Below are 19092 nucleotides of genomic sequence, written 5' to 3'. Positions count from 1 at the left end.
GGAGCTCATGGATGTCCAGCCCAGTGATCAGGTCCTCGAAATCGGGTGCGGACCGGGCGCTGGTGCGGAGCTGATCTGCGGCAAGCTCGAGTCCGGCAAGCTGTTCGCGATCGACCGTTCCGAGTCGGGCGTGGACCGGACGAAGCGCCGCAACCAGAAGTACGTCGACGCGGGACGACTCGTCGTCCGCCAGATCGACCTCGCCACGCTGCGCGTCCCGGTGAAGCGCCTCAACAAGGTGTTCGCGTTCAACGTGAACCTCTTCTGGGTGCGCCGCTGCGACGACGAGATCGCGCTGTTGCACGAGCGTGTCGTCCCCGGCGGAGCGGTCTACTTCTTCTACGAGGCCGGGCGCCCCGAGCTCGTCCCGAACATCGTCAAGAAGACCTCCGAGGCCCTCCTGCGAGGTGGCTTCCGGGTCTCGGTCGTCGAGCAGAAGGCCCCCGCGGTGATCGGGATCATCGGGCGCCGCTGACCTGCTGACCTGCTGACCTGCTGACCTGCTGATCGACGCGAGCTCGCGAGGGTCGAACAACTGGCGGCGGCCGACACATCCACTCGGGCGCGCGCAGCAACTGGCGGCGGCCGACATGTGTGTCACCGATTTGAATGTCGTTTCCCGCCAGTTGACGGGCGGATCGTGACGCGCTTCAAGAATGCGGCTCTGCCGGCCGGCGTGTAGAGCGAGGCCCGCAGCATCGCCAACCACGGGCGGATCCGCGTCGGATCGTGGACTCGCCCCACCGCGCGATCGGCATCGCGGAGTACGCCGAGGGGTCGCTGAACGACGTCCGAGGCCGTGTAACCACGGCGGACGTAGCCCTCGGCATCAAGGCGTCGCTCTCGCCTGAGGTCGTCACGGTGCTGCTCCGGATCGCGGTGGTGTCCGCCGTCGAACTCGTGCAGCGACGTCGTGCCCGTCACCTGCACGTCGACGCGGGCGATGAACTCGCCGTCCTTGCCCCAGATCTCGACCTGGGGCTCCACCTGGACGCCGACGACGAGATGCAGCAGACGGAGCAGGGTCTCCCACGGCGATTCGGCGCGGCCGTCGGCCAACGGAATTGCAGCCAGCAGGGGCCGCCGCCCTCTTCGATGAGGTGTGCAGACTGCCTCCAGCTCTTCGAGGGTCACGTCACCGGCATGGAGCGCACTGTCGATCAGGACAACCAGGTCGAGGAACGCCAGCCACCTCGCGCAGGCGAGAACCGTCTCTGCAGGGGTGGCGCACCTGAGACCTGCCACGTCCTCGTGGGGAATGGGGCTGGGATGCCTGCTGGTCCGGATGCCGGCTCTCAGAGGCCGTGGGTCATCCAGCTGCATCGCGACCAAGACGGGCGTGTCATCCGGGAGTGGCGGCAGCATCCAGCCACGGATCCTGGCCGCAGTGAGCGCAGTGAAGCAGCCATGGTTGGTCAACAGCAGTTGCCAGCCGGCCAGATCAGCGAGCCACTCGTCCTCGGACTCGCCACCATCGAGCCGACGGCGATGGATGCCTCGCGTCACGGGCTGGAAGCAGACTCGGCGAGGGCACCCACGGACGGCATCGGTTGCGAGATCGGTCATGTCGCCACCGTGCGCGGCCGCACCGACCCTGACCCGGGTGGCGATCAGAGCGCTGTGGACGAGCTCCTCGCCGACCCGCCTGTGGACGGTTCGGGGTGCGCGGGTCACGTCCCGGGTGCCGGCTCAACTGGCGGCGTACGACATCTGACTCCGTGAGGTCAGATCACCCGCCAGTCAACTGGCGGGCGCCGACATGGATCTGGCCGATTTACATGTCGCGCGCCGCCAGTTGAGGGACGAGAACCGCGATGACGTCAGGCGGGCCCGACGATCGCCAGGATCTCCGGCTGCGCGAAGAGCGCGGAGGCGACGGAGCGGACCTCGTCGAGCGTGACCGCGTTGATCCGCCCGATCACGTCGTCGGTGGAGAGGAACTCGTCGTAGACGAGCTCCGCCTTCCCGAGCCGCGACATCCGCGACCCGGAGTCCTCGAGGCCGAGCACGAGCCCGCCGCGGAGCTGGCCCTTGCCCCGCTCGAGCTCCTCGGCGGTGATGCCGTCGGCGGCGACCTTGGCCAGCTCGGCACGGACGGTCGCGAGTACGTCGTCGAGCTTGCCGGGCAGGCAACCGACCGAGACTCCGACCAGACCTGCGTCGGCGTGGTGCGACGCGAAGGAGTAGACGGAGTAGGCCAGCCCACGGTGCTCACGGACCTCCTGGAAGAGCCGTGACGAGGTGCCGCCACCCAGGGCCGTGTTGAGGATGCCGAGCGCGTAGCGGCGCTCGTCGGTCCGGGTCAGCCCCTTCATCCCGAGCACGACGTTGACCTGCTCGAAGGGGCGGGTCGTGTGCGACTCCCCCGGCGAGACGGCGCGAGCCCTGGTGGTGTTGCGGGGCTCGACCGGCACGGACGGACCGTCCAGGAACCCTTGGTGGCCGAAGGCGCGGCGTACGTCGCGAACGACCTTGGCGTGGTCGAGGTTGCCGGCGACGGACACCACGATGTTGTCGGCGCGGTAGTGGCGCTTGTAGAAGCGCACCACCTGCTCGCGCGTCATGGTCGTGATCGAGTCGACGGTCCCGGCGATCGGGCGACCCAGCGGCGAGTCGCCGAACGCCTGGTGGGCGAAGAGGTTGTGGACGACATCGTCGGGGTCGTCGTCGTGCATCGCGATCTCGTCGAGGATCACGTCACGCTCGGCCTCGACGTCGTCGCCGGTGATCAGCGAGTTGGTGATCATGTCGCCGAGCACGTCGACCGCGAGCGGCAGGTCCTCGTCGAGGACGCGCGCGTGGAAGCAGGTGTACTCCTTCGCGGTGAAGGCGTTGAACTCGCCACCGACCGCGTCCAGGGCCACCGAGATGTCGAGCGCGGAGCGCTCGCGGGTGCCCTTGAAGAGCAGGTGCTCGAGGAAGTGCGAGCAACCGTGCAGGGCGGGGGTCTCGTCGCGCGAACCGACGTTGACCCACACACCGATGCTCGCGGAGCGGGCACCGGCCATCTGCTCGGTGACGACGCGCAGCCCGCCGGGCAGGAGGGTACGCCGCACCCGGGATGTCACCTGGCCGTCGGCATCCTTGACGGTGTGCACCGTCCGGGTGGTGCCGATCTTCTGGCCGGCGCTGATCTTCTGGGGAACGGCCGACCGGCCAGCAGAGGAGCTCTGCTGGCCGGTCGATCCGTGCGTGTGGAGCTTGGTCACTCGGCGTCAGTCGACTCGACGAGCTCGTTGACCTCGGCCTCGGCGTCGGCAGCCTCGTCGGCGCCTTCCTCGACGACCGGGACCAGCGACAGCTTGCCGCGGTCGTCGATCTCGCCGATCGCGACCTGGATCTTCTGACCGACGGACAGGACGTCCTCGACCGCATCGCCGCGCTTGCCGCCGGCCAGCGATCGGAGCTTGCTGATGTGCAGCAGTCCGTCCTTGCCGGGCATCAGCGAGATGAACGCACCGAAGTTGGTCGTCTTGACGACCGTGCCGAGGTAGCGCTCGCCGACCTCGGGCATGGTCGGGTTGGCGATCGCGTTGACGGCGTCCTTGGCAGCCTGGGCAGCCTCACCGTTGGTCGCGCCGATGTAGACCGTGCCGTCGTCCTCGATCGACAGGGTCGCGCCCGTGTCGTCCTGGATCTGGTTGATGATCTTGCCCTTCGGCCCGATGACCTCACCGATCTTGTCCACGGGGACCTTGATCGTGATGATCCGCGGGGCGTGGATCGACATCTCCTCGGGAGCATCAATGGCCTCCGCCATGACGTCGAGGATGGCCAGTCGGGCATCACGTGCCTGCGTCAGCGCGGCAGCAAGGATCTCTGCCGGTATGCCGTCGAGCTTGGTGTCGAGCTGCAGAGCAGTCACGAACTCCCGGGTGCCGGCGACCTTGAAGTCCATGTCGCCGAAGGCGTCCTCGGCACCGAGGATGTCGGTCAGCGCGGCATACCGCGTCTCGCCGTCGACCTCGTCCGAGACCAGGCCCATGGCGATGCCGGCGACCGCGGCGCGCAGCGGCACCCCGGCGTTGAGCAGCGAGAGGGTCGAGGCGCAGACCGAGCCCATCGACGTGGAGCCGTTGGAGCTGAGGGCCTCCGAGACCTGGCGGATCGCGTAGGGGAACTCCTCACGCGACGGCAGGACCGGCATCAGCGCACGCTCGGCGAGCGCACCGTGGCCGACCTCGCGACGCTTCGGCGACCCGACGCGCCCCGTCTCACCGGTGCTGTAGGGCGGGAAGTTGTAGTTGTGCATGTAGCGCTTGCGCTTCACCGGCGACAACGTGTCGAGCTGCTGCTCCATCTTGAGCATGTTCAGCGTGGTGACGCCCATGATCTGGGTCTCGCCGCGCTCGAAGATCGCCGACCCGTGGACGCGGGGAAGCACCTCGACCTCGGCGGACAGCGCGCGGATGTCACGCAGCCCACGACCGTCGATGCGGACGCCGTCGGTGAGGATGCGCTGACGGATGAGCTTCTTCTGCACCGACCGGAAGGCAGCGGAGAGCTCCTTCTCGCGGCCCGGGAAGTCGCCACCGAGGGACGCCTTCATGGAGGCCTTGAGCTCGTCGAGGCGGTCCTCACGCTCGGTCTTGCCGGCGATCTGCAGCGCCTGCTCGAGGTCGGCCATGGTGGCCTTCTCGACCGCGGCATACGCGTCGTCCTCGTAGTCGAGGAAGACGGGGAAGTCCTCGACCGGCTTGGCCGCGGCGGCGGCGAGCTCGGACTGGGCCTTGCACAGCGCGGCGATGAACTTCTTGGACGCCTCGAGACCCTCGGCGACGATCTCCTCGGTCGGGGCACCGACTCCCTGGTTCGTGACGAGGTCCCAGGTGTTGTCGGTGGCCTCGGCCTCGACCATCATGATCGCCACGTCCTCGCTCCCGTCCTTGCCCGTGACGACCCGGCCGGCGACGACCATGTCGAACACCGACTTCTCGACGTCGGAGAAGTTCGGGAAGGCGACCCACTGGCCGTCGATGAGCGCCACCCGCACGCCGCCGATGGGGCCGGTGAAGGGCAGGCCCGAGATCTGCGTCGACGCCGACGCGGCGTTGATCGCCAGCACGTCGTACTGGTGGTCGGGGTTCAGCGCGAACACCGAGATGACGATCTGGACCTCGTTGCGCAGACCCTTCTTGAAGGTCGGGCGCAGCGGACGGTCGATGAGCCGGCAGGTGAGGATCGCCTCAGTCGAGGGGCGGCCCTCACGACGGAAGAACGACCCGGGGATCTTGCCGATGGCATACATGCGCTCTTCGACGTCCACGGTGAGCGGGAAGAAGTCGAACTGGTCCTTGGGCGTCTTGCCCGCGGCGGTGGTGCTGAGGAGCACTGTTGCGTCGTCGGCCGAATCTCCGAGCAGGTATGCCGTGACGGCGCCGTTGGCCTGCTTGGCCAGGCGGCCGGTCTCGAACCGGACGGTGCGGGTGCCGAACGAGCCGTTGTCGATGACGGCTTCGGCGAAGGTGATCTCTGGACCCTCCATGTGGGCCCTCCATTTCTTTTTCTCAGTCAATCTCTGGCACCAGGATCGTCGTTGTCCGATGCCTCTTTCTGGGGTGGCGCCGGGGTGGCGCCGTTCATGCGAAAGGGCGGCCTTCGCGTCATTCCGGCGAGGGCCGCCCTGTCGGACGAAAACTATCGGCGCAGGCCGAGCCGTTTGATCAACGAGCGGTAACGCTCGATGTCGGTCGACTCGAGGTAGCGCAGCATCCGCTTGCGGCGACCGACCAGGAGCAGCAGGCCGCGCCGGCTGTGGTGGTCGTGCTTGTGGGCCCGCGAGTGCTCGGTGAGGTCCTTGATGCGCTGCGTGAGCATCGCGATCTGGACCTCGGGGGAACCGGTGTCACCGTCGACGGTGGCGTACTCGGTCATGATGCTCTGCTTGACGTCTGACTCCAAAGGCATGGGTGATCCGACTCCTTGTCATTCTCGGTTGCGCGGTGCACCAGGGCAGATCCACCTGGGCGCTCTCGGTCCGCGGCCGTCATACGGCAGTCTTGAGGGTACCAGCGGCGTGTCGCCCGGCCCAAATCCTCGCGCATACGGTGGCGGGATGACACCGACCAGTCCCGGCACCCTCAACGCGGCCCGTCTCGGCAGCGGGAAACCGCTGCTCCTCGTCCACGGCCTCGGCGCCAGCTGGGCGTCCTGGAGACCCATCCTGGATGACCTCGCCCGGTCGCGCGAGGTCATCGCGATCGACCTCCCGGGCTTCGGTGACAGCGCGCCCCTGGAGGGGGAGGTGACGATCGAGAGGCTGACCGACGCGGTGGCCGCCTACCTGCAGGCCGAGAGGCTGCAGGACGTGGACACCGTCGGGAGCTCGATGGGCGCCCGGATGGTGCTCGAGCTCGCGCGGCGCGGGATCGGCGGCAGCACGGTGGCCCTGGATCCCGGAGGGTTCTGGAGCCCGTCCGAGCTGCGCCTCTTCCACCTCTCCCTGCGCGCCTCCCTGCCCCTGGTCCTTCGGCTGCAGGGCCTGATGCCCCAGCTCATGGGCAGCCCCGTGGGACGGACCGTGCTGCTCTCCCAGTTCTCCGCCGCGCCCTTGTTGTTGACGAAGGACGTCGCCCTCGGCGAGATGCGCAGCTTCGCCAAGGCGACGTCCCTCTATGACGCGTTCGGCGCACTGGTCAACGGGCCGCTCCAGAAGGGTGCCCCGCAGGGCACGCCACCCGGACGGGTCACCATCGGCTGGGGCCGACAGGACCGCGTCACCCTCCCCCGGCAGGCCGCACGGGCGATGGCCCTGTTCCCGGACGCCGAGCTGCACTGGTTCGAGCGCTGCGGGCACTTCCCCTTCTGGGACCAGCCGAGCGAGACCGTCAAGCTCATTCTGGAGCGCACCGGCTGATCCCAGTCCGCTCGGAGGTCGATCGCTCAGAGGTTGATGCCTTCGATCGCTTCCCTTATCGCCGCGCTGAGTGTCGGGCGGGCCTCGTCGGCGACGAACGGCCACGTGGGGACGTCCGGAGGAAGGCCCTCGCGGCCGCCGGGTCGTCGGAGTGGATGAGCGCGTGAACCGCGTTGATCGTGCCTCAGCGTATGCCGGGTGCTCGGCACCGCGCGCAGGTCACCTGCCGAGCATGGCGGGCTGCGTCGTCCCGACCCGCGACATCGGGGAAGGGACCGGGCCGAGCCGGCTACAGGTTGATCATGTGGCCGGCGATGCCCTCGATCGCTTCCTTCATCGCCTCGCTGAGCGTCGGGTGGGCGAAGATGTTGCGTGCCACCTCGTCCGCGGTGAGGTCCCACTGCTGGGCCAGCGTGAGCGCGGGCAGCAGCTCGGTCACCTCGGGGCCGATGAGGTGGGCGCCGAGGATCTCGTTGTGCGCGGAGTCCGCGACGATCTTGACGAAGCCGACGCCCTCGGCCATCCCGCGGGCCTTGCCGTTGGCGGAGAAGGGGAAGCTCGCCGTCTTGACGTCGTAGCCCTTCTCCCTGGCCTGCTCCTCGGTGTAGCCGAAGGAGGCGATCTGCGGCTGGCAGAACGTCGCCCGCGGGATCATGTCGAAGTTGATCTCGACCGTCTCCGCGTCGGCGATCGTCTCCGCGGCCACGACCCCCATCGCCTCGGCGGTGTGGGCCAGCATCAGCTTGCCGGTCACGTCGCCGATCGCGTAGACGCCGTCGACGTTGGTGCGGCCGCGAGCGTCGACCTCGATCGCGCCGCGATCCGTGAGCTTCACCCCGATCGTGTCGAGGCCGAAGCCCTCGGTGCGGGGGGCGAAGCCGATCGCCTGCATGACCTTGTCGGCCTCCAGGACCTGCGGGTCACCTCCGGCAGCCGGGCTGACGGTGACCTTCACCCGCTCACCGGAGTCGTCGATCTTGTCGACCCTGGTGGACAGCAGCACGGTCACGCCGAGCTTCTTGTACTGCTTGAACAGCTCCTTGGAGACGTCGGGGTCCTCGGTTGGCACCATCCGGTCGAGGAACTCGACGATCGTCACGTCGACCCCGAAGTTCTTGAGGATGTAGGCGAACTCGACGCCGATGGCGCCGGAGCCGGCGATGATGATCGAGGCGGGGAGCTCGTCGGTGAGGATCTGCTCCTCATAGGTCACGACCCGCTCCGAGAGCGAGGTGCCCGGGATGAGCCGGGTCGTGGCACCGGTGGCGACAATGAGGTTGTCGAAGGTCACTGATCTCACTGGCGCGCCGTCGTGGCCCGTGACGTCGACCGACGTCGTGCCGGTGATGGTCCCCCAGCCGTCGAACTCGGTGATCTTGTTCTTCTTCATCAGATAGTGCACGCCCTTGGCGCTGGCGTCGGCCACGGCCCGGCTCCGGGCGTGCGTCGGGCCGAAGGACATCGTCGCGTCGCCCTCGATGCCGAAGACCTTCTTCTCGTGGGTGATGATGTGCGAGATCTCCGCATTGCGCAGCAGGGCCTTGCTCGGGATGCAGCCGACGTTGAGGCACACCCCTCCCCAGTACTTGTCCTCGATGACGGCAACCGTCTTGCCCAGCTGGGCCGCGCGGATCGCCGCGACGTATCCACCGGGACCGGCGCCGAGCACCACGAGATCGAAATCAGCCATGCCGACACCCTATGGGGCGCCACGCCCGGCGCAGGGCTGGGGCTCAGGCTCAGGCTCAGCAGGTCACAGGTCGGAATAGTCTGCGACATCTCCCACCGTTGCCCGGGGATGGGGAGTACGTTCCCGAGCGGACGGCCGCACCCCGACGCGGCCCGAGCCTGCGGAGGTCAACCATGTCCAAGGTCGCCGAACCCGGCGGACGACACCACCACGAGGCGCCACCGGCCGACAAGGGCCTGCTGGCTGTGGCTGGCGTCCTCCTCGCCCTGCCCGTGATCGCCCTGATGTGGGTCGGTTCCTATGCGAGGAAGGACCCGGTCGTCGCCGGCTTCCCCTTCTTCATCTGGTACCAGTTCCTCTGGGTCTTCCTCTGCTCCGCGGCGACCTACGCCGCCTACCGGATCGTCCTCAAGGCGCGTCCGCACCGCCCGATGAACAAGGACGGCTCCGAGTTCCTCACTGAGCAGGACGAGCGATGAACACCACCGGGGTGAACGGTGTCGCCCTCACCGTCCTCATCGTCCTGTTCGCCATCGTCGCCGTGATGGGGTTCATGGCCTCGCGGTGGCGTCGCCCGACGAGCATGGAAAGCCTCGACGAGTGGGGCCTCGGCGGCCGCAGCTTCGGCACCTGGGTGACGTGGTTCCTCCTGGGAGGTGACCTCTACACGGCATACACGTTCGTCGCGGTGCCGGCGGCGATGTTCGGAGCGGGGGCCGTCAGCGGTTTCTTCGCCGTGCCCTACACGATCATCCTCTACCCGATCATCTTCATCTTCATGTCGCGGCTGTGGTCGGTCAGTCACCGGCACGGCTACGTCACGCCGACCGACTTCGTCTCCGGTCGCCATGGGTCGCGCAGCCTCTCGCTGGCCATCGCCATCACCGGGTTCGTCGCGACGATGCCCTACATCGCGCTGCAGCTCGTCGGCATCCAGGCCGTCCTCGAGGTCGCGGGCGTCGGCGGGTCGGGCAACGTGCTGGCCGCGGACCTGCCCCTGTTCGTGGCCTTCCTCGTGCTGGCCCTCTACACCTACACCTCGGGGCTGCGGGCCCCGGCGCTGATCGCCTTCGTCAAGGACATCCTCATCTACCTCGTCATCATCGTCGCGGTGATCTATCTCCCGTCGAAGTTCGGCGGTTGGGAGAACATCTTCAACGCGGCCGAAAAGAAGATGACGACGCCGAACCCCACGACGGGGAAGGTCCCCGGCGCCTTCATCCCCAGCCCGGCGCAGTACTGGTCCTACGCCTCGCTCGCCCTCGGGTCGGCGATGGCGCTGTTCATGTATCCGCACTCGATCACGGCGACGCTGTCGGCCAGGAGCCGCAACACGATCCGGCGCAACGCCGCGATCCTGCCGGCATACAGCTTCGTCCTCGGCCTGCTGGCCCTCCTCGGCTGGGTCGCGATCGCGGCCGGCACCAAGCCGATCGGGCTCGACGGCAAGGCCAACCCCCAGCTGGTCATCCCGCAGCTGTTCGAGGACTCCTTCCCCGCGTGGTTCGCCGGCGTGGCCTTCGCCGCGATCGCGATCGGTGCGCTCGTCCCGGCGGCCATCATGTCGATCGCCGCGGCCAACACGTTCACCCGCAACATCTACCGCGAGTGGATCAAGCCCGACGCGACGCCCAAGCAGGAGGCGCAGGTCTCCAAGCTCGCCTCGCTGGTGGTCAAGGCGTTCGCCCTGATCTTCGTCCTGACCATGGACAAGCAGAACGCGATCAACCTCCAGCTCCTCGGCGGCATCTGGATCCTCCAGACGTTCCCGTCGATCGTGTTCAGCCTCTACACCCGCTGGTTCCACCGGTGGGCACTGCTCGCCGGCTGGGCCGTCGGCATCGTCTACGGCACGGTCAAGGCCTACGGGGTCTCGAGCGCGACGACCGAGCACTTCGGCGGGTCGCTCGCGGCTGTCGAGGGCTGGGGTCAGCTGGGCTACATCGCCCTGACCGCCTTCGCCCTCAACGTCGTCGTGGCGCTCGTGATGACGCTCGTCCTGCGCGCGGTCAAGGCTCCGGAGGGCACCGACCAGACGATCCCCGCCGACTACTTCGCGGACGAGGGCGACCCCCGGGTCACGCCGATGGCCGCGACGCCGGCGGAGTCGACCCCGAGTCCCTGACCGGGCTGACGTGCCACGCCTTGCGTCCGGCACCTCGGTGGCCCTTGCCACCGACGTGCCGGACGCAAGGCGTGAAGTCAGGGTCGCTGGGGGGCCGAGGTGCGGCGCAGCCGGCCATCGAGCCAGACGAACACCGACCCGATGGCCAGCAGCAGGACGAGGACGACACCGGTGTTGAGCAGCGTCGAGCCATAGCCGATCTTCGTGACGTCGACGAACGGGTAGGGGTACCAGTCGGTGATCCCCCCGTGGATGAGGGAGTAGACGAAGTAGAGGCCGGGCCAGCTGAGCGACAGGAGCAGCGTCCGGCGCTCGAAGCGCGGCCTGGGGCCGAAGAGGACCCACCCGGCGACGGCGAGGATCGGGGTGGCGACGTGGAACCCGACGTCCGTCACCGCGGCCAGCCCACTGAGGTCGAGGATCGGCCGCAGCGCGACAAGGTAGACGATGAACGTCACGGTGATGCCGATCAGCCCGGCGATCCGCAGCACCCGGAACCAGCGGCCGTCCCGCTCCGGGTCCAGGGCGAGCATGGTCTCCGTGACGATGACGAGCACGTTGCTCTGCACGGTGAAGTAGCTGAAGAACCTCAGCACCCGCGTCGCGACGTCAGCCGCCGGCCGTCCCGTCGCGTCATCGACCAGGACGTTGACCCCCCTGACGATGAGGACGAACTGCACGAGGAGGGACAGGAAGCTGATGAGGGCGGTGACGAGGTGCCAGGACCGGGCCGCACCGACATGAGGGGTGGTGGTCCCCGAGGTCGCAGTCATGGTTCACGGTAAGGCTTGGGGTGGACCCGGTGGCGCAGCCCCGCGGACGCGTCGTCAGATGCGGGTCAGGTGCCGGTTGTGCTGGCCGCGGACGACGACCCAGGGGACGAGGACGCCCAGGGCGCCGACAAGATATCCCCATGGCCCGAGGACCCCCTCGCTCGCGAACGAGCCCGCCAGCCAGCCGAGGGCGACCCCTCCGCCGAGGATGAAGATGAACGAGGCCGGGACCACCGGCGGAGCGCCGAGGAGCGGGATCGGGTCATCGGGGTTGAGCTTCGACAGGAGCATCGCGCCAACCCACACGAAGGCCACGCTCGCAGCGAGGAGGAACACCCAGACCGGCATGTCCGCCATCGTGTCACGAGGGCTGTGGACGCCCGAGGCGACGGCCCGGGGTGACGGCCCGGCGTACGTCATGTATCTTACAAGTCAATGACAAGTTCGCGGTTCGCCACCATCGCCCACGACCTGCGCGAGCGCATCGCGCTCGGCGAGTTCGGCGCCGTCGGCGCGATGGACTCCGAGGCGCAGCTCTGCGCCCGGTATGCCGTGTCGCGACCCACCGTGCGGCGCGCCCTCGAGCTGCTTCGCGACGAAGGGCTGGTCGGGTCGCGGCACGGGGCCGGGTGGTTCGTCACTGGCTCGGCGTTCCACCAGCGGCTGGCGCTGGGGACCTTCCGGCATGCCACGTCGGCCGTGACCGACGCCGGCAAGACGATCGAGCGCCGCATCGTCGACTTCGGCTTCCGTGCGGCTCCCCTGTCTCTCGCCGGTGCGCTGGCTGTCGGCGAGGGCGACGACCTCTTGCACTCCCGCTCGGTGCGCACCGTCGATGGTCACGGCCTCGATGTCGTGCGCGAATGGGTCCCCGCGACGCTCGCCGGGCCGATCAGCCGGGACGCCGCCACGACGCCCGGCATCTGGCAGACCCTGGGCCGGCACGGTCACCGGATCGCGACCGTCCGCCAGACCGTCACCGCCGGGCTGGCCAGTGACAGTGACGCCGCCCTGCTCGGCATCGCCGTCGGTGACCCGCTGCTGCTGGTGCGCCGCGTCGCGATCGATGAGCACGGCATACCCCTGGCGTTGTCGGACCACCGCTATCTGGCCCAGCGCTTCGCGCTCGAGGTCGAGTTCAACTCGGGTCCGGCGACCGCCGCGTCCGAGTCCCCCGGCCTGCGCACCGTGGCCGCGACCAAGGAGAAGTCTGCATGAAGGTCCTCGTCACCGGCGGAGCCGGGTTCATCGGATCCAACTTCGTCCTGCGCACCCGCCAGACCCGGCCCGACTGGGAGCTCACCGTCCTCGACGCCCTCACCTATGCCGGCAACAGGGACTCGCTCGCCGCCGTCGAGGACGACCTCACCTTCGTCGAGGGATCGGTCGCGGACGAGGCCCTCGTCGACCGGCTCGTCGCGGACACCGACCTCGTCGTCCACTTCGCGGCGGAATCGCACAACGACAACAGCCTCGACAACCCGTGGCCCTTCATGGAGGCCAACATCATCGGAACCTACCGCCTGCTCGAGGCAGTTCGCAAGCACGACAAGCGAATTCATCACATCTCGACGGACGAGGTCTACGGCGACCTCGAGCTGGACGACCCCCACCGGTTCACCGAGTCGACGCCGGTCAACCCGTCCAGCCCCTACTCCGCCTCGAAGGCGAGCGCCGACCTGCTCGTCCGCGCCTGGGTCCGCTCCTTCGGCCTCAAGGCGACGCTGTCGAACTGCTCGAACAACTACGGCCCACGCCAGCACGTCGAGAAGTTCATCCCCCGTCAGGTCACCGGCATCCTCGAGGGCGTCATGCCCAAGCTCTACGGCGCCGGCGCCAACGTCCGCGACTGGATCCACGTCGACGACCACAATGACGCCGTCGTCGCGATCGTCGAGCAGGGCCGACTGGGCGAGACCTATCTCATCGGTGCCGACGGCGAGCAGAACAACCGGGAGATCATCGCCCTCATCCTCGAGCTGATGGGCAAGCCGGCCGACTGGTTCGAGCACGTGAACGACCGGCCGGGGCACGACATGCGCTATGCCATCGACTCGGGCAAGCTGCGCGCCGAGACTGGCTGGACCCCGCAGTACCAAGACATCCGGGCCGGGCTGGCGCAGACGATCGCGTGGTACACGGACAACACCGACTGGTGGAGCACGTCCAGGGCCGAGACCGAGAAGACCTACCAGCGCCTCGGGCGCTGACACCTCCCCGGGAAGTCCCCTGGTGACGAGCTCGGCGGAAAGCGGCAGGGCGAGGCGGTCCTGCTCGTCGTCGGCCACCCGCTCCCCGACCGGACGCCCGAGCATCGAGAAGACCCGCGGACCCCGGATGTCGTCGGGCACCTGGCGGCACGCGGCACGACGTGGAAGTGCACGTGCGAGAACCCCTCGGCCTCGGCCAGCTGCAGGACGTAGGTCTTGACGCATCCCGTGACGACGCCAAGGGCTCGGCTCAGGTCGGCCAGCAGGGGCCCCAGCTCTGCGGCCACAGCCGGACCGAGCTCTGCGATCGCCGTCACGTGCCGACGTGGCAGCGCGACGAGTCAGCCGGGCAGTCCCGAGTCGAAGGCGTGTGCCACCCGCCAGTGACTGCTGACCCAGGCTCGCTTCCGCGGCGGCAGGTCGGGGAGACCTTCCTGGTCGCACGAGAAGCACCCTGCGACCTGGCCCGGCCCCGCCGGCGGGGACGTCACAGGTCCGGGAACCAGATGCCGATCTCGCGCGCCGCCGACTCCGGTGAGTCCGAGCCGTGGACGATGTTGGCCTGAACCTGCTGACCCCAGTCGCGGCCGAGGTCACCTCGGATCGTGCCGGGCAGGGCGGCCGTCGGGTCGGTCGCCCCCGCGAGGGCCCGGAAGCCCTCGATGCAGCGCTGACCCTCGATGACGACGGCCGTCACCGGTCCGGAGGACATGAAGTCGACGAGGGGCGCGTAGAACGGCTTGCCCTCGTGCTCGGCGTAGTGCTCGGCCAGCCGGTCGCGGTCGGGGGTGAAGATGTCGAGGGCCACCAGGACGTAGCCCTTCGTCTCGATCCGGCCGAGCACCTCACCGGTGAGGCCGCGCTCGAAGCCGTCGGGCTTGACCAGGACCAGGGAGCGTTCCGTCTGCGTCGTCACCCGCCCCACCCTATGGGCTGGCGCCGGCCTCGCTGTCCTTCTCGGCGCTGTCCCGCTCGGCAGCCCATTTCGCCTGCAGGGTGTCGATGCGGTGGCCCTGGACCAGACAGGTCACCCACAGCGCTGCGAACATGACACCGACGAGCAGCATCGCGGGCACGACGACGGCGCTGAGGAAGGTCGCGAGCTGGATGAGCCACCCGAGCGTCACCCCGTAGGGACGACGCATGAGGCCCGCGCCGAGGATGCAGGAGACCGCGAGGGCCGAGCCGACCCAGAGGTAGAGGCCCGACGACGGATTGCCCGTCGACTGCGCGATCCCCCGGGCGACGAGCGCGCCGAAGAAGACGGCCAGCGACTGCCCGCCGAGCACCGTCGCGGCCATCCGCCAGGTGAACTTGCCCGTGGCGCCGTAGAAGACGAGTCCCCTCATGCGCACTCGCTCCCGGCCCTCATGAGCACCACGGTATGCCGTGCACCGGCCGAGCCAGCCGCCCCCCCCGTCAGGTCTGCGTCGACCCCAGGAGCATCCGGGCATCGGCCGCGGTGACGATCGACCCGGTGACGAGCACCCCGCCTCCGAGACCGTCCGTCTCCGCGATGGTGACGGCCTGCTCGAGGGCGTCGGGGAGGTCGTCGACGACGGTGACGCGGTCCTCGCCGAAGATCTCCGCGGCGATGAGTCCGAGCCGGCGCGGCGAGATCGAGCGCGGCGAGCTGTTGCGGGTGACGACGACGTGCTCCAGAGCCGGCTCGAGGATCTCGAGCATCGTGGCCGGCTCCTTGTCCTCGAAGATGGCCACGACCCCCACCAGCCGGGTGAAGGCGAACGAGTCGTCGAGGGCGGCCCGCAGCGCCTGCATCCCGGCAGGGTTGTGGGCGGCGTCCACGAGCACCGTCGGCGAGCGACGGACGACCTCGAGCCGGCCAGGCGAGGTGACCTTGGCGAAGCCCTCCCGGACCACGCCCGGATCGAGTCGCTGCTCGCCCCCGCCGACGAAGGCCTCCACCGCGGCGAGGGCCGTCGCGGCGTTGCTGGCCTGGTGCTCACCGTGCAGCGGGAGGAACACCTCCGCGTAGTCCCCACCGAGGCCACGGAACGACAACAGCTGGCCGCCGACGGCAACCTCCCGGGCGGTGACCCCGAAGTCGTTGGCCTCGAACACGATCCGGGCCCCGACCTCCTGAGCGCGGTCCGCGAGGATCGAGGCGACGTCGGCATCCTGGATCGATGACACGGCGATCGCGGACGCCTTGATGATGCCCGACTTCTCCGTGGCGATCTCCTCGACCGTTGAACCGAGCAGCCTCGTGTGGTCGATGGCGACCGGGGTGACCACGGCGACCTGCCCGTCGGCGACGTTGGTCGCGTCCCAGGTGCCGCCCAAGCCGACCTCGACGACGGCCACGTCGACGGGGGCGTCGGCGAAGGCGGCATACGCCAGGACGACCGACATCATGAAGAAGTTCAGCCTCGAGCCACCGGCGGCGACAGATCGGGCGTCGACGATCTCGACGACGGGCAGCACCTGGTCGTAGATCTCGATGAGCCGCTCTGCAGAGATCGACTCACCACCGATCGCGATCCGCTCCCGGAAGGAGTGCAGGTGCGGCGACGTGAAGCGCCCTGTCGTCAGGCCCATCTCGCGCAACAGCGTCTCGACCATCCTCGTCGTCGACGTCTTGCCGTTCGTGCCGGTGACATGGATGACGGGGAAGGTCCGCTGTGGGTCACCGAGCAGCTCCATGACCTCGCGCACCGACTCCAGCGACGGGTCGATCTCGCTCTCCGGGACCCGACCGAGGATCTCCATCTCCACCTGCCGCAGCCGCTTCTCCACCCCGAGCCGGCGGCCTGCCTCCACCTGTGACGCGTCCGGACGACCACTCACGACTCTGCTCCCAGCTCTCGAGCCATCCACACGGAGTCCGGTATGCCGTGTCCGCCGGTCTCGCGCTCGAGCTCGACAAAGCCCTGCGACCGGTAGAACGCGGCGGCGCCGTCATTGCCCACGAGACAGGCCAGCCGGATGTCGTCGTAGGACTCCCGCGCCCGGGCGAGTACGGCGTCGACCAGCTGCCTGCCCAGACCGCGCCCCTGGCACTCAGGCACCACGTAGAGCTTCCAGATCACGAGGTGGCCGTCACTCGGTCCAACCGCGGCCATGCCCACGATCTCTCCGTCGACCTCGGCCACGGTGACGCGACCCGCGCGGATGGCCGGGATCGTCGCGTCCGGGGTCCACCACTTGGCCAGCCCCATCGCGACGTAGTCCGCCCCGGCGATGGGCTCGTAGGTCGCGGGCCAGGTGCGGTGTCCCACCGCCACGACCGCGCCGAGGTCGTCGCTGGTGGCCTCACGGATAACGGTGGCCATCAGAGCTTCTTCACGAGGATGCGGATTGTCTCGCCGTCACCGACGATGGCCCCGACCCCCAGGTCTTCCGCGAGGGCGTGCTCGGCTCCGGCCGACCCGAACTGCGCGGCGAGGGTCTGGGACATGATCGTCTGCTGGTGCGCGACGGTGGCCTGCCACACCGCGTCCGAGCCCGTGACCGTGAGGGAGATGCGGTCGCTGACGTGCAGCCCCGCGTCGCGACGGGCCTGCTGGACGGCCCGGATGACGTCGTTGGCCAGGCCCTCCTGCGCCAGCTCTGGCGAGACGGTGGTGTCGAGGACCACGAAGCCGCCGCGCGGCAGCATCGCGACCGCGCGCTCGCCGTCGTTGGCGCCCTGGTCCACCACGGTCTCGAGTGTGAACTCCCCCGCCTGCAGCGACAACCCCCCGGAGGTCACGGTGCCGTCTTCCGCAACGGACCAGTCGCCGCTCTTGGAGCCCCTGATGGCCGTCTGGACGTCCCGGCCCAGGCGCGGGCCCGCGGCACGCGCGTTGACCGTCAGCCGGCGCGAGACGCCAAAGTCCGACCCCTTCGCGGATTCGACATCGACCCAGCGGATGCTGCGGACGTTGACCTCGTCGGTGATCACCGGCTCGAAGTCCTCGAGCGCGGCCGGGTCGTCGGTGACGACGGTCAGCTGCTGCAGGGGCAGGCGCGCCCGCAGACCGCCCGCCTTGCGCAGGGACGACGCCGCCGAGCAGATCTCCCGGGCGAGGTCCATCGACGCGACGAGGGCCTCGTCCTTCGGGAGGTCGTGGGCCGTGGGCCAGTCGGTGAGGTGGACCGAGCGGCCTCCGGTCAGGCCGCGCCAGATCTCCTCGGTCGTGAGCGGCAGCAGCGGCGCCACGGTCCGGCAGACGACCTCCAGGGTGGTGTGGAGGGTGTCGAACGCGGCTCGGGCAGAGGCGTCCTCCCCACCCCAGAACCGGCCGCGGGAGCGACGGATGTACCAGTTCGTCAACGCGTCGAGGAAGCTGCGCAGGCTGTCACAGGCACCAGCGATCTCATAGGCGTCGAGCTGCTCCTGGGTCGTCTCGACGAAGTGCCGCAGCTTGGCGAGCAGGTAGCGGTCGAGGACGTCGGTCGACGCGGTCGACCACCGCGCGTCGTAGCCCTGACCGGCGTCGGCGGCGTTCGCGTAGAGGCAGAAGAAGGACCACGCGTTCCACAGCGGGATCATCACCTGCCGCACCCCGTCGCGGATGCCCTGCTCCGTGACGACGAGGTTGCCTCCGCGCAGGATCGGGCTCGACATGAGGAACCAGCGCATCGCGTCGGCGCCGTCGCGGTCGAACACCTCGCGCACGTCGGGGTAGTTACGCAGTGACTTGCTCATCTTCTGGCCGTCGGAGCCGAGGACGATGCCATGGCTGACGCAGGACGAGAAGGCCGGGCGGTCGAAGAGCGCAGTCGCGAGGACGTGCAGCGTGTAGAACCAGCCTCGGGTCTGGCCGATGTACTCGACGATGAAGTCGCCCGGGAAGTGGTGCTCGAACCACTCGGCGTTCTCGAAGGGGTAGTGCACCTGGGCGAACGACATCGAGCCGGAGTCGAACCAGACGTCGAGGACCTCCTCGACGCGCCGCATCGTCGAGCGGCCCGACGGGTCGTCAGGGTTCGGCCGGGTCAGCCGGTCGACGAACGGCCGGTGCAGGTCGGTGACGGTGACGCCGAAGTCCCGCTCGAGGTCCGCCAGGGAGCCGTAGACGTCAGTGCGGGGGAATTGCGGGTTATCCGACCTCCACACCGGGATCGGGCTGCCCCAGAAGCGGTTCCGGCTGATGGACCAGTCCCGGGCGTTGCCCAGCCACTTGCCGAACTGGCCGTCCTTGATGTGCGACGGGGTCCACCGGATGTCCTGGTTGAGCTCGAGCATCCGGTCCTTGATCTTCGTCACCTCGACGAACCAGCTGGAGACGGCCATGTAGATCAGCGGCTGCCGGCAGCGCCAGCAGTGCGGGTAGGAGTGGTCGTAGGTCTCGCGGCGCAGCAGCACCGTACCCACGGTGGTCGAGCCGGCAGTGTCGGCCGTGTCGTCACCCTGCGTGCGGGCCCTCAGGTGTTCGATGATGTGCGCGTTGGCGTCGAAGACGTGCATGCCCTCGTAGTCGCTCACCGGCGCG

The 19092-nt window shown here is 68.8% G+C and carries 18 protein-coding genes; 6 read left to right on the top strand and 12 right to left on the bottom strand.

Annotation, left to right across the window (positions count from 1 at the left end):
- Window positions 1-475 (top strand): class I SAM-dependent methyltransferase (locus tag ACLL9L_RS13500; protein WP_411285179.1); only part of this gene is annotated, 475 nt, incomplete at its 5' end.
- Window positions 476-597: 122 nt separating this feature from the next.
- Here the strand turns inward: ACLL9L_RS13500 and ACLL9L_RS13495 are convergent.
- The 4 genes from ACLL9L_RS13495 to rpsO form a co-directional block, all read right to left on the bottom strand.
- Window positions 598-1245 carry a hypothetical protein gene (locus ACLL9L_RS13495; protein ID WP_411285178.1) on the bottom strand — a complete coding sequence of 216 codons (648 nt, stop codon included), beginning with the start codon at window positions 1243-1245 and terminating at the stop codon, window positions 598-600.
- 575 nt (window positions 1246-1820) lie between these two features.
- Window positions 1821-3209 (bottom strand): M16 family metallopeptidase, encoded by a 1389-nt coding sequence (locus ACLL9L_RS13490; protein ID WP_411285177.1) that lies wholly within the window; start codon window positions 3207-3209, stop codon window positions 1821-1823.
- Window positions 3206-5485, bottom strand: a complete 2280-nt coding sequence (locus ACLL9L_RS13485; RefSeq protein ID WP_411285176.1) for a polyribonucleotide nucleotidyltransferase — start codon at window positions 5483-5485, stop codon at window positions 3206-3208. Before ACLL9L_RS13485 ends, ACLL9L_RS13490 begins: the two co-directional genes overlap by 4 nt.
- Before the next feature lie 152 nt (window positions 5486-5637).
- Window positions 5638-5907, bottom strand: a complete 270-nt coding sequence (rpsO, locus tag ACLL9L_RS13480; RefSeq protein WP_411285175.1) for a 30S ribosomal protein S15 — start codon at window positions 5905-5907, stop codon at window positions 5638-5640.
- A 148-nt stretch (window positions 5908-6055) separates the two neighbouring features.
- Here rpsO and ACLL9L_RS13475 point away from each other — a divergent pair, with 148 nt between their 5' ends.
- The gene (locus ACLL9L_RS13475; RefSeq protein ID WP_411285174.1) at window positions 6056-6856 is read left to right on the top strand and encodes an alpha/beta fold hydrolase; all 801 of its coding nucleotides are present in this window, start codon (window positions 6056-6058) and stop codon (window positions 6854-6856) included.
- 289 nt (window positions 6857-7145) lie between these two features.
- Here the strand turns inward: ACLL9L_RS13475 and lpdA are convergent, their stop codons facing one another.
- Window positions 7146-8546 carry a dihydrolipoyl dehydrogenase gene (gene lpdA, locus ACLL9L_RS13470; protein WP_411285173.1) on the bottom strand — a complete coding sequence of 467 codons (1401 nt, stop codon included), beginning with the start codon at window positions 8544-8546 and terminating at the stop codon, window positions 7146-7148.
- A 173-nt stretch (window positions 8547-8719) separates the two neighbouring features.
- Between lpdA and ACLL9L_RS13465 the strand changes: the two genes are divergently transcribed.
- Both ACLL9L_RS13465 and mctP read left to right on the top strand, forming a co-directional pair.
- Window positions 8720-9025, top strand: a complete 306-nt coding sequence (locus ACLL9L_RS13465; RefSeq protein ID WP_411285172.1) for a DUF3311 domain-containing protein — start codon at window positions 8720-8722, stop codon at window positions 9023-9025.
- Window positions 9022-10671, top strand: coding sequence for a monocarboxylate uptake permease MctP (gene mctP / locus ACLL9L_RS13460; protein ID WP_411285171.1), 1650 nt, complete (start codon window positions 9022-9024; stop codon window positions 10669-10671). Before ACLL9L_RS13465 ends, mctP begins: the two co-directional genes overlap by 4 nt.
- A 77-nt stretch (window positions 10672-10748) precedes the next feature.
- Here the strand turns inward: mctP and ACLL9L_RS13455 are convergent, their stop codons facing one another.
- Window positions 10749-11444: a Pr6Pr family membrane protein gene (locus ACLL9L_RS13455; protein WP_411285170.1), complete on the bottom strand. Its 696-nt coding sequence runs from the start codon at window positions 11442-11444 to the stop codon at window positions 10749-10751.
- Window positions 11445-11498: 54 nt separating this feature from the next.
- Complete coding sequence (locus tag ACLL9L_RS13450) at window positions 11499-11792, bottom strand: hypothetical protein (protein ID WP_411285169.1); 294 nt, start codon at window positions 11790-11792, stop codon at window positions 11499-11501.
- Window positions 11793-11879: 87 nt separating this feature from the next.
- Here ACLL9L_RS13450 and ACLL9L_RS13445 point away from each other — a divergent pair, with 87 nt between their 5' ends.
- Both ACLL9L_RS13445 and rfbB read left to right on the top strand, forming a co-directional pair.
- A complete protein-coding gene (locus ACLL9L_RS13445) occupies window positions 11880-12662 on the top strand; it encodes a GntR family transcriptional regulator (RefSeq protein WP_411285168.1) in 783 nt (260 codons plus the stop codon).
- Window positions 12659-13654 carry a dTDP-glucose 4,6-dehydratase gene (rfbB, locus tag ACLL9L_RS13440; RefSeq protein WP_411285167.1) on the top strand — a complete coding sequence of 332 codons (996 nt, stop codon included), beginning with the start codon at window positions 12659-12661 and terminating at the stop codon, window positions 13652-13654. The genes ACLL9L_RS13445 and rfbB overlap by 4 nt, the downstream gene beginning before the upstream one ends.
- Before the next feature lie 487 nt (window positions 13655-14141).
- Here rfbB and ndk read toward each other — a convergent pair whose 3' ends face one another.
- The 5 genes from ndk to ACLL9L_RS13415 all read right to left on the bottom strand — a co-directional run.
- The gene (gene ndk, locus ACLL9L_RS13435; protein WP_411285166.1) at window positions 14142-14570 is read right to left on the bottom strand and encodes a nucleoside-diphosphate kinase; all 429 of its coding nucleotides are present in this window, start codon (window positions 14568-14570) and stop codon (window positions 14142-14144) included.
- A 10-nt stretch (window positions 14571-14580) separates the two neighbouring features.
- The gene (locus tag ACLL9L_RS13430) at window positions 14581-15003 is read right to left on the bottom strand and encodes a DUF4233 domain-containing protein (protein WP_411285165.1); all 423 of its coding nucleotides are present in this window, start codon (window positions 15001-15003) and stop codon (window positions 14581-14583) included.
- A gap of 70 nt (window positions 15004-15073) precedes the next feature.
- The gene (locus ACLL9L_RS13425; RefSeq protein WP_411285164.1) at window positions 15074-16462 is read right to left on the bottom strand and encodes a bifunctional folylpolyglutamate synthase/dihydrofolate synthase; all 1389 of its coding nucleotides are present in this window, start codon (window positions 16460-16462) and stop codon (window positions 15074-15076) included.
- The gene (locus ACLL9L_RS13420) at window positions 16459-16947 is read right to left on the bottom strand and encodes a GNAT family N-acetyltransferase (RefSeq protein WP_411285163.1); all 489 of its coding nucleotides are present in this window, start codon (window positions 16945-16947) and stop codon (window positions 16459-16461) included. Before ACLL9L_RS13420 ends, ACLL9L_RS13425 begins: the two co-directional genes overlap by 4 nt.
- The coding region (locus ACLL9L_RS13415; RefSeq protein ID WP_411285162.1) for a class I tRNA ligase family protein at window positions 16947-19092 on the bottom strand (2146 nt) is incomplete at its 5' end. The genes ACLL9L_RS13420 and ACLL9L_RS13415, both read right to left, overlap by 1 nt.

This window comes from Lapillicoccus sp., assembly GCF_046595215.1.
Lineage (GTDB): Bacteria > Actinomycetota > Actinomycetes > Actinomycetales > Dermatophilaceae > Lapillicoccus.
This window is presented reverse-complemented; position numbering and strand designations above follow the sequence as displayed.

Coding starts and splice junctions, on each gene's coding strand:
- ACLL9L_RS13485 (WP_411285176.1), bottom strand. CDS start 5,485: ATGGAGGGTCCAGAGATCACCTTCGCCGAAGCCGTCATCGACAACGGC.
- rpsO (WP_411285175.1), bottom strand. CDS start 5,907: ATGCCTTTGGAGTCAGACGTCAAGCAGAGCATCATGACCGAGTACGCC.
- ACLL9L_RS13475 (WP_411285174.1), top strand. CDS start 6,056: ATGACACCGACCAGTCCCGGCACCCTCAACGCGGCCCGTCTCGGCAGC.
- lpdA (WP_411285173.1), bottom strand. CDS start 8,546: ATGGCTGATTTCGATCTCGTGGTGCTCGGCGCCGGTCCCGGTGGATAC.
- ACLL9L_RS13465 (WP_411285172.1), top strand. CDS start 8,720: ATGTCCAAGGTCGCCGAACCCGGCGGACGACACCACCACGAGGCGCCA.
- mctP (WP_411285171.1), top strand. CDS start 9,022: ATGAACACCACCGGGGTGAACGGTGTCGCCCTCACCGTCCTCATCGTC.
- ACLL9L_RS13455 (WP_411285170.1), bottom strand. CDS start 11,444: ATGACTGCGACCTCGGGGACCACCACCCCTCATGTCGGTGCGGCCCGG.
- ACLL9L_RS13450 (WP_411285169.1), bottom strand. CDS start 11,792: ATGCCGGTCTGGGTGTTCCTCCTCGCTGCGAGCGTGGCCTTCGTGTGG.
- ACLL9L_RS13445 (WP_411285168.1), top strand. CDS start 11,880: ATGACAAGTTCGCGGTTCGCCACCATCGCCCACGACCTGCGCGAGCGC.
- rfbB (WP_411285167.1), top strand. CDS start 12,659: ATGAAGGTCCTCGTCACCGGCGGAGCCGGGTTCATCGGATCCAACTTC.
- ACLL9L_RS13430 (WP_411285165.1), bottom strand. CDS start 15,003: ATGAGGGGACTCGTCTTCTACGGCGCCACGGGCAAGTTCACCTGGCGG.
- ACLL9L_RS13420 (WP_411285163.1), bottom strand. CDS start 16,947: ATGGCCACCGTTATCCGTGAGGCCACCAGCGACGACCTCGGCGCGGTC.